The sequence below is a fragment of the Roseibium sp. SCP15 genome (genome assembly GCF_040329435.1).
GTDB lineage: Bacteria > Pseudomonadota > Alphaproteobacteria > Rhizobiales > Stappiaceae > Roseibium.
In genome coordinates this window covers 1,077,180-1,089,345 of sequence record NZ_JBDZYI010000003.1, presented here as the reverse complement: position 1 = coordinate 1,089,345, position 12,166 = coordinate 1,077,180, and the positions used below count along the sequence as shown (strand labels likewise).

Annotated in this window: 13 protein-coding genes; 6 read left to right on the top strand and 7 right to left on the bottom strand. The window is 56.4% G+C overall.

Going from position 1 to position 12,166, the window contains the following annotated elements; all coding sequences use genetic code 11:
* Nucleotides 1-20: 20 nt before the first annotated feature.
* From ABLO27_RS19095 to ABLO27_RS19085, 3 genes are all read right to left on the bottom strand, one after another.
* Nucleotides 21-500, bottom strand: a complete 480-nt coding sequence (locus ABLO27_RS19095) for a MaoC family dehydratase (protein WP_353034763.1) — start codon at nt 498-500, stop codon at nt 21-23.
* Nucleotides 497-955 carry a MaoC family dehydratase gene (locus ABLO27_RS19090; RefSeq protein WP_353034761.1) on the bottom strand — a complete coding sequence of 153 codons (459 nt, stop codon included), beginning with the start codon at nt 953-955 and terminating at the stop codon, nt 497-499. Before ABLO27_RS19090 ends, ABLO27_RS19095 begins: the two co-directional genes overlap by 4 nt.
* Before the next feature lie 74 nt (nt 956-1,029).
* Complete coding sequence (locus ABLO27_RS19085; RefSeq protein WP_353035072.1) at nt 1,030-1,383, bottom strand: hypothetical protein; 354 nt, start codon at nt 1,381-1,383, stop codon at nt 1,030-1,032.
* A gap of 233 nt (nt 1,384-1,616) precedes the next feature.
* Here ABLO27_RS19085 and ABLO27_RS19080 point away from each other — a divergent pair, with 233 nt between their 5' ends.
* Complete coding sequence (locus ABLO27_RS19080; RefSeq protein WP_353034759.1) at nt 1,617-2,516, top strand: AraC family transcriptional regulator; 900 nt, start codon at nt 1,617-1,619, stop codon at nt 2,514-2,516.
* Between the two features lie 4 nt (nt 2,517-2,520).
* Here the strand turns inward: ABLO27_RS19080 and ABLO27_RS19075 are convergent, their stop codons facing one another.
* Together ABLO27_RS19075 and ABLO27_RS19070 are read right to left on the bottom strand one after the other, a co-directional pair.
* Nucleotides 2,521-4,296, bottom strand: a complete 1,776-nt coding sequence (locus tag ABLO27_RS19075; protein ID WP_353034758.1) for an SLC13 family permease — start codon at nt 4,294-4,296, stop codon at nt 2,521-2,523.
* Nucleotides 4,297-5,141: 845 nt separating this feature from the next.
* Nucleotides 5,142-5,828, bottom strand: coding sequence for a fumarylacetoacetate hydrolase family protein (locus ABLO27_RS19070; protein ID WP_353034756.1), 687 nt, complete (start codon nt 5,826-5,828; stop codon nt 5,142-5,144).
* Nucleotides 5,829-6,021: 193 nt separating this feature from the next.
* Between ABLO27_RS19070 and ABLO27_RS19065 the strand changes: the two genes are divergently transcribed.
* The 5 genes from ABLO27_RS19065 to ABLO27_RS19045 all read left to right on the top strand — a co-directional run bounded on the left by ABLO27_RS19065 (nt 6,022) and on the right by ABLO27_RS19045 (nt 10,165).
* Nucleotides 6,022-6,711, top strand: a complete 690-nt coding sequence (locus ABLO27_RS19065; protein ID WP_353034754.1) for a FadR/GntR family transcriptional regulator — start codon at nt 6,022-6,024, stop codon at nt 6,709-6,711.
* Between the two features lie 93 nt (nt 6,712-6,804).
* Nucleotides 6,805-7,782, top strand: coding sequence for an ABC transporter substrate-binding protein (locus tag ABLO27_RS19060; protein WP_353034752.1), 978 nt, complete (start codon nt 6,805-6,807; stop codon nt 7,780-7,782).
* A gap of 72 nt (nt 7,783-7,854) precedes the next feature.
* Nucleotides 7,855-8,616, top strand: coding sequence for an ABC transporter permease (locus ABLO27_RS19055; protein WP_353034750.1), 762 nt, complete (start codon nt 7,855-7,857; stop codon nt 8,614-8,616).
* Nucleotides 8,603-9,403 (top strand): ABC transporter ATP-binding protein, encoded by an 801-nt coding sequence (locus ABLO27_RS19050; RefSeq protein ID WP_353034748.1) that lies wholly within the window; start codon nt 8,603-8,605, stop codon nt 9,401-9,403. Before ABLO27_RS19055 ends, ABLO27_RS19050 begins: the two co-directional genes overlap by 14 nt.
* A gap of 9 nt (nt 9,404-9,412) precedes the next feature.
* On the top strand, nt 9,413-10,165 hold the full coding sequence (locus ABLO27_RS19045) for an ABC transporter permease (RefSeq protein WP_353034746.1): 753 nt from the start codon (nt 9,413-9,415) through the stop codon (nt 10,163-10,165).
* Nucleotides 10,166-10,220: 55 nt separating this feature from the next.
* Here the strand turns inward: ABLO27_RS19045 and pcp are convergent, their stop codons facing one another.
* Both pcp and ychF read right to left on the bottom strand, forming a co-directional pair.
* Entirely contained in the window at nt 10,221-10,889 is a 669-nt protein-coding gene (gene pcp / locus ABLO27_RS19040; protein ID WP_353034745.1) for a pyroglutamyl-peptidase I, read from the bottom strand.
* 74 nt (nt 10,890-10,963) lie between these two features.
* The gene (gene ychF, locus ABLO27_RS19035; RefSeq protein ID WP_353034743.1) at nt 10,964-12,064 is read right to left on the bottom strand and encodes a redox-regulated ATPase YchF; all 1,101 of its coding nucleotides are present in this window, start codon (nt 12,062-12,064) and stop codon (nt 10,964-10,966) included.
* Between the last annotated feature and the right edge of the window lie 102 nt (nt 12,065-12,166).

The following is a 12,166-nucleotide window of genomic DNA, read 5'->3' as shown; positions in this document are numbered from 1 at the left end:
CAATCCGGGCTTAAGCGCGTTCAGCGAGGCAACCTTTCCACAAACACGGTGGCCTTGAAGGAGAAAACCAACTTTTCATCCTGATTGTGCGCCAGCATGTCGGAATGAAGCAGCCCCCATTGCGGGCGGCTGCGGCTTTCCGTTTTGCCTGTCACGATACGGGTGTAATGCAATGTGTCCCCGGCATAGACGGGCTTGATCCATTTCAGGTCTTCAAAGCCTGGAGAGGGACCGTAGCGGGCTGGCGTTCTGCCTTCTTCAAGCGCCTGCCGATGCAAGGCGTCCGACTTGGCGACAAACAGCTTCATGAACACAGCGGACGTGTGCCACCCGGAGGCGCACAGCCGGCCAAAATGGGTTTTGGCGGCTTCTTCCTCGCTCAAATGAAAAGGTTGCGGGTCGTATTTTTCGGCGAAACGGATGATCTCATCGCTGGAAAAGGTGTGCTGCCCAAGTTCCAGCTTTTCTCCGATGGATATCTGCTCGAAGAACTGGGTCATTGGTCTGCTTGCCTTTTCTGAAAGAGGATCGGGTTTTCCCAAAGAATTACCTGGGTGCCAGACTGATTGGTGGCAGTCACGCGAACAAAGACCAATCCGAGGTCAGGCTTGGTGCGCAGATCCTTGGTTTCCAGAACTTCGGCAACTGCTGTCAGGACGTCTCCCGGTGAGACCGGCCTTTGCCATTTCAGCTTGCTGATGCCGGGTGAGCCTCTCCCGGTGCTTTTGTTCAGGAGGCCGGTTGCAAGCAGGCGCATGACCAGGGCTGCCGTGTGCCAGCCGGATGCAGCCAGACCCCCGAGCATCGAGTTCCTTCCGGCATCCTCGTCAAGGTGGAAATCCTGCGGGTCGAATTCACTGGCAAACTCGATGATGTCTTCTTTGCTAACCTGAATGGAGCCGAGGTCGAAACTCTGACCGGTCGCAAAGTCTTCAAAATGTAGGAGATCTGGCATGAAGGTAAATGGTGTTCGGTGAAGACATGCAGGTTTGGCTGGTCTGCATGTCATGCAAGTGGAAAACCGACCGGTCAGTCGTAATAGATTTCATTGTCGTCCAGATAGACGTTGCTGGCTGCACAGATGTCGATGTTGATCGGGTCGTCGAGGACCTCCTCGTCGTTTTCTCCGAGCCAACCGACCTGAAATGTCTGGTCGCAATTACCGCTGTCGGCCGTGAACTCCGCCTGGGCACTTTCGCCCGGATCGAGAATGTCGGACAGCCAGTTGTCGCTCCAGCCGCTTCCATCATTGGTGTAGAAACCCACCACAACATTGCCGCTGGTGTTGTTGTAGATCTGGAAGAAGCCTTCCGATCCCGTACCTTGCGCGATTGCAGACGTCGCGCTCGCGATAATCACGGCTGCGCAGCCGATGGCTTTCATGAATGTCACGGAGTTTTCCTCGGTTTGTCCCGTCAGTGGGAATATTCGGCACAGACGCTATCGGTCAGGCCCGGCGAAGTAAAATCTTTTTTCGTGCATTCTGTCCGGCGCCCCGAATACGCAGGCAACGGCAGTGTGACCGGATGCTTTTGCGGCAGAAGGACCTTCAACTCAGCAAGATTTATCAGATTGGCCGGTGCTAGGGTCACCTCAATCGAGCAAGGGCATTTGCAATGACGCAACACGAAAAACAGACGATCTCTCCAAAGGACAACGGTTACATCCGGCGGTTCAGCCGAGTGATCGAATACATCTATGCCAATCTGGACCAGGACCCGGATCTGGCAACGCTTGCAGAAATTGCTGCCCTTTCGCCGTGGCATTGGCACAGAGTGTGGCAATCAACCTATGGCGAATCGATTGTTGCGACAGTGAAGCGCCTGCGTCTTCACAGGGCGGCGGCGGATCTTTCCTACACGGATACGCCAGTTGCCCAGGTCGCAAAACGTGCCGGCTATGGCAGCCTGGAGGCCTTCAGCCGCAGTTTCAAACAGGCCTATGGCCATTCTCCTTCCTCCTATCGTTCTGCCGGAGTGCAGGCGCGTGTTCAGCCTGCCCACGGTGGGGCGCCAGTTCCCCAATCCAAAGGACATTCCCTCATGCATGAAGTTGAAATCAAATCATTGCCGTCCGAGCACCTGGCCGTGCTTCGCCACAAGGGGCCGTATATGGAAATCGGCAAGGCGTTCGAGAACCTGATCGGAATTCTTGCAAGCCGGAACCTTATGGGGCAGGTCGGCGCGATGAAGGCGCTGTATTTTTCAGATCCAACGCACGTACCAGAAGAGGAGCTTCAGTCGGCAGCAGGCGTTGCAGTCACAGATAGCATGGCCGTTGAAGCGCCGCTGGAGCAGGTTGAGGTGAGAGGTGGGGACTATGCCGTTCTTCACTACAAGGGGCCATATGCAGACATGAAATGGGCTTATGAATGGCTTTACGGGGAATGGCTGACCCAGTCCGGGCGGGAGCCGGCGGATGCCCCGTGCGTGGAGATCTATCTCAACAACCCGAGAGAAACGGCTCCAGCAGACCTACTGACGGATATCTGTTTGCCGCTGAAACCTGCCTCCTGACCGATCAGAGCGGCCAGAATACGAGGATGGACGGTATGGAGACAGCGAGCACAAGCAGCTCAAGCGGCAAGCCAATGCGCCAATAGTCTCCAAATCTGTAACCGCCCGGACCCATGATGATGGTGTTGTTCTTGTGGCCGATCGGGGTCAGGAATGCGCAAGAGGCCGCCACGGCCACAGCCATCAGAAACGGGTCCGGGTTCACTTCCAGCGAGTTGGCAATCTGAACGGATATCGGCGCTGCGATCAGGCAGGTGGCCACATTGTTCAGGAAGTCCGACAGGGTCATGGTGACGATCATCAGAACCGAGAGCGTGACCCAAGCAGGTGCACCAGAAGTGAGCGTTATGATGCCGTCGGCGATCAACTGGGCGTTTCCGGCGTTTTCAAATGCCTGCCCGAGAGGGATCAATGAGCCCAGGAGCACGATCACTTTCCACTCCACGGAACTGTAAACTTCCGTTCCGCTGATCAGCCCGCTGGCTGCATAAAGCACCACACAAGCTGCCAGGGCAACAGGCAGATAGGCAATGCCGGCGACCGCAGCAGAGATGGCCAGAATGAAGCCGGCAATCGCCAACCAGGCCTTGTTGCGCTGGATCAGGCCGGTCTGCCTGCCTTCCAAGGGCAGCACACCCAGCCAGTTGCAGGCGTTTTCCAGGCGCTCGGACTTGCCGAGAAGAAGAAGGACGTCTCCGGGGCGAATGGTCTCGTGACGCACGCGCTTCTGGATGCGTCTGCCCTGACGTGAAATACCAAGCAGGGTGACACTGTGCCCGTAAAGAAGCCGCATGTTGAACGCGGACTGTCCCGTGATCCGCGAACTGTCCGGAACAATCGCTTCAACGAGCGAGAGGGCGGAGCCGACGAGTCCGCCCTTGTGCTGTTCGGAACCGGCAAAATCCAGCTTGGCGGCTCCCATGAAGCTCTCAATGGCTTTGGGATCGCCTTCGACAACCAGATAGTCGTCTGACTTGATGGGTTCACGGCGGGCAAAGCCCCTGATCCGGCGGCCGTTGCGGATGAGGCCTATGATTGCAACATCCTTGTCTTCGGCGATGGGATAAAGGTCGCCGACCGACAAAGGTTTGTCTTCGGATATCTTGCCGACTTTCAGCTCTGCGGAATAAAGGCTTTCCGCAAAACCCTCCTGTTTCGGCTTGTCGCGAAAATGGGAAGGTAACAGGCGCCAGCCGAACATTGCGACAAAGGCGATGCCGAACACGGCAACGGTCAAGCCGACAGGTGCAAAGTCGAACATGGAAAACGGGCTGCCGAGTGCATCGGAACGGTACTCCGCGATCACGATGTTCGGAGGTGTGCCGATCAAGGTGATCATACCGCCGAGGATCGTCGCGAAGGAGAGGGGCATCAGCGAGAGCCCCGGAGACCGACCGGCTTTTTTGGCGGCTTCCAGATCGAGCGGCATCAGCAGGGCGAGGGCGGCGACATTGTTGATGATCCCGGAGAGACCGGCCCCAACCACCGCCATGAGACCGATATGACCGGACAGGCCACGCGAAGCCGACAGGAGGTGCATGGCGATCAGCTCGACCGCACCTGAGTTCATCAAACCCCGCGAGACGATCAGGACCAGGGCGATGATGATGACGGCGGGGTGGCCGAAGCCGGAAAAGATCTGATCCGAGGGCACCAGTCCCAGGAACGCACCGAGAATGAGCGCGGAAAAAGCAACCAGATCAAAGCGTATCCGGCCCCAGACCAACAGCGCGAAAACGACGGCAAACAGGGCGAAAAGTTCAATTTGATCACTGGTCACGTAAGGCAGGCCTTCTGGTCTTCCACTGCTGGGACATTGCCAGATGAACATGACCAAAACGTAATCTCAAGGCCAGCCATCGGACATGTGTGCTCTCCATATTCTAATCAGCAGCAAGGCAATGACGCCGCTGCAAGAAAGGGAGAGAAGATATGAGAAGCAGAAAAGGAGTAGCAGACGAAGTTGACATCATGGTGCGTGCAAGGAACGCACGGAGCTCAAGTTTGAGTTCGTTGTTCGGCTTCGGAAATCACAAGAACAAATGGAAAGATCATCAAGGCCCGAACCCTCTTACAATGATGGGGCTGGATCGCAGCTAATCAAAACCCCGCTGGTTTTCCAGCGGGGGTTTTTTTGACCTTTTGAAAGCTGTTGTCGAACCGGACGGGGCTCCGGCGCAGTCTGAAAGACTTGCGAGACGCGGAATCAGTTCCCCGGGTGGCGTAATTGATTACCGGCCATCTGCTACTTCAGACAGCCCAACAAAATTCTCCCTGAATCTCATGCGCTTGGCAGCGTGTGTCCGATTTGTAATTTCCCGGTCAGGCATCGGACATGCGCGTTCCCCATATCCTGATCAGCAGCAAGGCTTTGAAGCCGTTGCGAAAGAAAGGGAGTGAGACCAATGGAATTCAACAATCGTTCGTACTACGAAATGAACCATCTGCTGCGGGAGTATGGCGCTCCGAAAACAAGTTGGAGTTCACGGATCGGCCTGAAGAGAAGCCGAAAGTGGAAAGACCAAAAAGGCCCAAATCCATTGATGATGATGGGACTGGACCGCAGTTGAGAAAAGACCCCGTTGGAAGCCCAACGGGGTTTTGTTTTGCGCGAGTTTCCGCTGGTCAGATGACGGTGACAGCCAGGGAGGGCAATCCGTCCACCGTCGCTTCCATCCTGTCACCACGCTTGATCGGTCCGACACCGGCGGGTGTGCCGGTTAGGATGACGTCTCCGGCAGCCAGTTCGAAGTAATCCGACAGGTAGGAAATCATCTCCGGAACCTTCCAGATCATCTGGTTGAGGTCGCCCTGCTGACGAACATCATCGTTGACCTTCAATATGATCGCACCGTTGTCCGGATGGCCGCACTCGGCTGCCGGAACCAGCGGTGTGATCGGAGCCGAGGCTTCGAAAGCCTTCCCGATTTCCCAGGGACGTCCCATTTTTTTTGCCTGGCCCTGAAGGTCGCGGCGGGTCATATCAAGCGAAATGCCGTAGCCGAAAACGTGATCCAGAGCTTTATCGACCGGGATGTTGCTGCCGCCGGATTTCAGGGCAACGGCCAACTCTATTTCATGATGCACATCATCTGATTTGGGCGGGTAGGGGAATTCACCCGAGATGTTGAGGTTATTGGGATTTTTCTGAAAAAAGAAAGGCGGCTCCTTGTCCGGATCATGGCCCATTTCAACGGCATGAGCTGCATAATTCCGTCCTATGCAATAGACCCGGCGAACCGGAAAAAGGCTGTCCGTGCCTCTGACCGGCAGCGTTGCAAGCTGTGGCAACTCGATAACAAATTCAGACATGCGCTCCCTCTGCCTTCTCTGGAATTTCTTCGCAAAAGACCCTAACCAATTTCATATCAATCACAACCAATTTTTTAATTTGTCGATTTTTTCTTGCAAAATTGGATTGATTCGAGATTAATTAGGGTATTGATCGCAAATTGGTCGATCAATCTGAAGAGTGTTCACACGTTTGTGATGAAGAGAGGCGCTTGTGCTGAACCATTCCGAGACCGCAGACCGAAGTGGCGCTGTCAGCCTACTGAAGGACTTCATTGCCGAAAAAGCCTACGCGCCCGGTGATCGCCTGCCGGCGGAACGAGAGTTGATCGGGCATCTCGGCATGACGCGCAATTCGCTGCGCAAGGCCTTGGATTCGCTGGAGCGCGAAGGGGTGATCTGGAGGCATGTCGGCAAGGGGACCTTCATCGCCGGACATGACGATCAGATCGACATCGCCAAGCTCTCGGAGATCGGTCACCAGATCACACCGGTCAAGATGATGCGGGCGCGTCAATGCATCGAGGCTGTCATCGCGCGTGAAGCGGCGATCAATGCATCGCGCCAGGCGGTCATGAAGATCAAGCAGATTAAGGAACGGGCAAGGCAGGCTTCCAACTGGAACGACTATGAAACCCAGGACGACCAGTTCCACTACGCTATCGCCGAGGCCACGGACAATATTCTGCTGATTGCCCTGTTCGATCAGTTGAACAAGGTGCGCCGGGCCGTGGCTGTGAGCACCGTCATTCGCGAAACGGAACGCCCGCCGGAAAACCACACCAGTTTTGCCGAGCATGATCGCATTTGTGCCGCGATCGAGGATCGGGATCCCAAGGCTGCGCATGATGCCATGTGGCAGCACATCAGCTCCGTATCAGCACGTTTGTTCGGGGAGGTTTAGGGAGAGCAGCATTCAGCGGGTCAAGAGAGCCCAAAAGCCGCGACCTGATCTGAAACACAGAGGACCAGAAGGTCCTAATTCAGGGAGGAAACGATGAAGTCTTTATTACGCAAACTGGGGACGGCGGTTGCCGTTGTTCCGCTTGCCGTCGGTCTGATGGCAGGTGCTGCGGAAGCCGCCGGGAAAATCAAGATTGCCCTGGCCGAGACGCCATCTGATGAACTGGCTGCGTTCTTTGTCGCGCTGGATCGGGCAAAGGCCAATGGTCTTGAATACGAATGGACGGCGTTTTCCGATGAGGAGCTTGCGATCCAGGCCGTGTTGAGCGGACAAATGGATATCGGTTTTGGAACGCCTTATGCCGCGATGCAACGCTCGAAGGCTCCGATCCGTATCGTGTTTCAGCTCTCCAAACTGAAATTTTTCCCGGTCACCTCACAGAAATACAGTAAACTGGAAGACCTCAACGGCGAACCGATCATGTTGCATTCGCGTGGCGGAGGAACGGACTCCATCGCCAACGTGATCGAGGACAAGCTGAACATCAAGTTCGGCGATCGCTCCTACGTGCCCGGATCGTCAAACCGTGTCGCTGCCCTGATGGCGGGGCAGACGGATGCAACGATCATTGACCTGTCCAACAAGAACAAGGTCATGAAGATCGCAGGTGACAAGTTCAACGTCCTGCCGATGTTCGAAGTCGATGCCAGCGACGAAGCGTTGTTTGCAAATCTTGACTGGATCAAGAACAACGAGAAGGACGTCGAGATATTCGTCAACGCTCTGGTGAGTGTCTGGCAGGATATGGCCGAAGACCCGACGATCATCTCCAGGGAAACGGACCCGGACGGTCCCATCGGCCAACTGCCACCGGAAATTCTGGGGAACCTGGATGCCTTCTACACCGACGCGGTCGCGGGAGGGCTTTACGACCCCAATGGTGGAGGCCGCAAAGCAGCGGCTGCGGACATCGAGTGGTACTCGAATGCAGGTCAGCTGGAGGGGGATCCGGCATCCTTGAACATTGAGGATTTCTGGTATCTCGCACCGTTGGATGCGGCGACACAGTAAGTCCGGCTTCCATGGCTGCCGGGACTGTCCGGCAGCCGATCCCGGTTCCTGTCATGCAAAGGGCCCCGGCTTATGAAAAACCGTTCGTTCTGGTTGAAAATTCTCTCCGCAGTGCTCCTGTTCGGCGCCTGGCAGGTCGCGGGTATGATCCCGGTCAGTTACGCCTTTCCGACTTTCCTTGAATCAATGTCGGCGCTTGTCCGCATGGCCGGTGACGGCACGCTCTTCCAGGCTTATGTCGAAACGCTTCGGCCACTGGTTGTTGGTGTTGCGATCTCTGCCGTGTTCGGCATTGCGCTCGGCCTCTGGATCGGTCTGAGCGAAAAATTCGACTGGTTGTTTTCGCCGATCTTCATCGTCATGCAGGCAGCTCCGCTGGCCGCCCTGATACCGTTGCTGGTCATGGCCTACGGCATCGGCTTGACCTCAAAAGTCTTCGTGGTCTGCATCATGGCAATGCCGGTGATCGTGCTCAACACGGCCGGGGCTGTCCGCAACACGCCTTCCTCGATCAAGGAAATGGGCAGGTCCTTTCTGGCATCTGATACCGAGATCATTCTCAAGATCGTCATTCCGGCGGCATCGCCCGTGATCTTCAGTGGATTGAGGCTGGGCATTTCTGCCGGTTTCATCGGTGCCGTTCTGGCCGAACTCAAGATCACGCCGACCGGAGTTGGCGACATCATCACCTACAGCCGTTCGATCGCGGACTACCCCGCCATGTATGCCGCGATCTTCTCAATCATCCTTCTTGCTGTCCTGTTCCTCAACCTGCTGGAGCGGCTGGAAGTCTACCTCTTTGAAGGAAATGTCCGTGGTTATGCCTCAGATTAAGGAAGTCGTTGACGCCGTCGAGGGGCCTGGTAACGACAACGCTGTTGTCGCCCGGGGCGTATCGAAGACCTACGGCACCGTGGAAGCACTCAAGAACCTCACGCTGGAGTTTCCACGCGGCCAGCTGACCTCATTGCTGGGGCCTTCGGGATGCGGCAAGACAACTCTTTTGAAAATCATCGCTGGTCTGCTCGAGCCAACGGCGGGTGAAATCGAAGTCAACGGCAGGCCCGTAACCGGTCCTGGACCTGACCGCGCATTCGTCTTTCAGGATTTCGCGCTGTTGCCTTGGGCCAACGTGCTGCGCAACGTGGCTTTTGGTCTTGAGTTGCGCGGTGTCGCGAAGTCCGAGCGTGAGGCCATCGCGGAGAAATACATCGCTGAAGTCGGCCTGTCCGGATTTGAAAAAAGCTTCCCTCACCAGCTGTCAGGCGGCATGCGGCAGCGCGTTGGCCTTGCCCGCGCATTGTCCGTGGATGCGGATGTGCTGCTGATGGACGAGCCCTTTTCAGCGGTCGATGAGCAAACCCGGCGCAAGTTCCAGGAAGATCTCCTGAATCTCGTTCAGAATGAGAACAAGACCTTCATCTTCGTCACTCATTCCATCGAGGAGGCGGTCTATGTGTCCGATCAGATCGCAATCCTGTTGCCGCGTCCGAGCCGGGTTTCGGAAATCATCCGTCCGGCAGGTCTCCGGAACAAGAACACTGACAACATCCGCCGGGATCCGGAATACCTGGATATCGTCGACCGGATCTGGGCTTCTCTGCGAAGCTACGTGGAATAGGAGGATGCCATGACAATATCTGGTGTCCGCTTGCCGGCGATGTCGTCCCTCATACTCTGGGGACTGCTGTGGGAGATTATCGGGCGGCTTGACCTGACATTCTTTTTGCCGCCGCTGTCAGAAGTCTTCGTGACCCTCTTGTCAGTCATCGGGACCGCACCGTTTCTGAAAGCACTGTCTGAAACCGCCTATGCCTTCGCAGCCGGCGTGTTCTTCGCGGTCATCATCGGAATTCCGATCGGCATTCTGATGGGCAAGAACCGGCTGGTGGATGAACTGTTGCTGCCGTGGGTCAATGTTTTCCTCAGCGCACCGCTGACAGCCCTCGTACCCGTGTTGATGGTGTTGTTCGGGTTCGGGATGAAGTCGATCATCATCACCACGACGCTGTTTGCGATCTGGATCATCATTTTGAATGCGCGGGCAGGAGTTCTGCAGATCAACCGTTCCCTTGTTGAAATGGCCCGGTGTTATGGGGCCAACCCGTTCCAGGCGTTTTACAAGATCTATTTCTGGGCAGCCTTGCCGGAAATTCTTGGCGGGGTGCGCATTGGTGTCATCCGCGCCGTCAAGGGAGTGATCATCGGCCAGCTTCTAATCTCGATTGTCGGATTTGGAGCCCTGTTCGAACTCTACGCCAACAACTTTCTGATGGCGCATTTCTGGGCTGTCCTGCTGGTGCTCTTCGCGCTGGCGTTCACGGTTTCGGAATTTCTCGCCTATCTGGAACGTCGCGTTTCCTACTATGCAGCCAAGCGCTGAGTTTCAGATGACGAAAACTGGCCCGGAGGTATCTCCGGGCTTTTTTCCGTGAAGCTCAGATCTGCAGGCGACCGGAGATCGGCAGGTCAATATCCTGCGGATGCTTGATGACTTCCGCGATTGCAAGCTTCACGCCCCTGGCAGCGGTTTCAACAGACATGCTTGGCGCGCCAAGATTTTCTTCCATAGCCGCGACCTCGGGAAGGTGAGGAAGGTGCACGCAGCCCGCCCGTACCTTGCTCTTGAGCACTGCCAGATGGTGCTGGATCCCGTAAAAAAGATGGTTGCAACAGAAGGTACCGGCCGCATCGGAAATGTCTGCCGGAATACCGCCATCACGCATGGCCTTCACCATCGCCCGAATGGGCAATGTGCTTTGATAGGCAAGCGGGCCGTCGGGGGCGGTCGGTTGGCCCTGCAGGGATACCCCGGCATTGTCCTTTAGCTTGTAGCGGGTGGAATCGTTGAAGTTCTGGGCGATGCGTTCGACCGTAATCGTTGCGCGGCCACCATATTCGCCCATCATTATGACCGCACCAGCGCTGGTCTCGCTCAGGGCTTCCCTCACCGCATCTATGCAGACGAAAAAGCTGTTCGGTATGATCCGCGACACGACTTTAACGCCTTCGATGAGCTCTCCATCGAGATGCCTGGCAACGTGTTCGGCCGGATTGATCGGGGTGTTGCCAAAGGCTTCAAAGCCGGTCAGCAGAACAGATTTCATCGGACCGCTCTCCCTTGATGTCCCGGCAGGAAGGTTAGTTCGCAACCGGGGCAAGGGAAAGCGGTCAAAACCACCTAGGTGTTGAATTTGAAGAGCAGGACATCGCCATCCTTGACGATGTATTCCTTGCCTTCGTCGCGCGCCTTGCCCGCTTCCTTGGCTGCATTCTCGCCGCCGAGAGAGACGTAATCGTCATAGGCGATGGTCTGCGCGCGAATGAAGCCGCGTTCGAAGTCGGTATGGATGACACCGGCGGCTCCCGGAGCCTTGGTGCCCTCGGTGATCGTCCAGGCGCGTGTTTCCTTCGGTCCGGCCGTGAAATAGGTGATCAGATCCAGGAGCTCGTAGCCGGCGCGGATGAGACGGTCGAGCCCAGGCTCTTCAAGGCCGATGGTTTCCAGAAACTCGGCCTGTTCTTCACTGTCGAGTTGAGAAATCTCCGCTTCGATGGCGGCGGAGATGACCACGGACGAAGCACCTTCTTCCTTTGCTCGTTCGGCAACTTTGTCGGAAAGGGAATTGCCTTCGCCTGCGGATGCTTCATCCACGTTGCAGACGTAGAGAACCGGCTTGGACGTCAGGAGATTGAGGCCTTTGAGGATCTTTGCCTCTTCTGCGTCAGCGGTCGCCAGCATGCGCGCGGGTTTACCGTCTTGCAGCAGCGCCAACGCCGCTTCCATGATCGGCAGAACGGCCTTTGCTTCCTTGTCGCCCGTCGTGGCCTTTTTCTTCAAGGGAGCGATGCGGCGCTCAAGGCTTTCCATGTCGGCGACCATGAGTTCGGTTTCAACCGTCTCGGCATCCGCCAACGGGTCGATGGCACCGTCCACATGGGTAATGTCGTCATCTTCAAAGCAGCGCAGCACGTGGGCAATTGCGTCGACTTCGCGGATATTTGCGAGAAACTGGTTGCCGAGACCTTCTCCCTTGGAGGCACCGCGAACGAGGCCCGCGATATCGACAAAGGTGATCCTGGTCGGAATGACTTCCTTCGATTGGGCTACGTCGCGAATGGCGTAAAGTCTCGGATCCGGAACCGCCACTTCGCCCGTGTTCGGCTCGATCGTGCAGAAGGGATAGTTGGCGGCCTGTGCCGCCGCGGTCTTGGTGAGCGCGTTGAAAAGCGTGGACTTGCCGACATTCGGCAGCCCGACAATGCCGCACTGAAAACCCATGGGAGTTCGCTTTCGGTTTGTGTCTGAAACTGTTGCCGGGCTACATGCCTGAGCATGGTCGGCAGGTCAAGGGTTTGGGTCTTTGCCCGGAAAGGAGCGGCG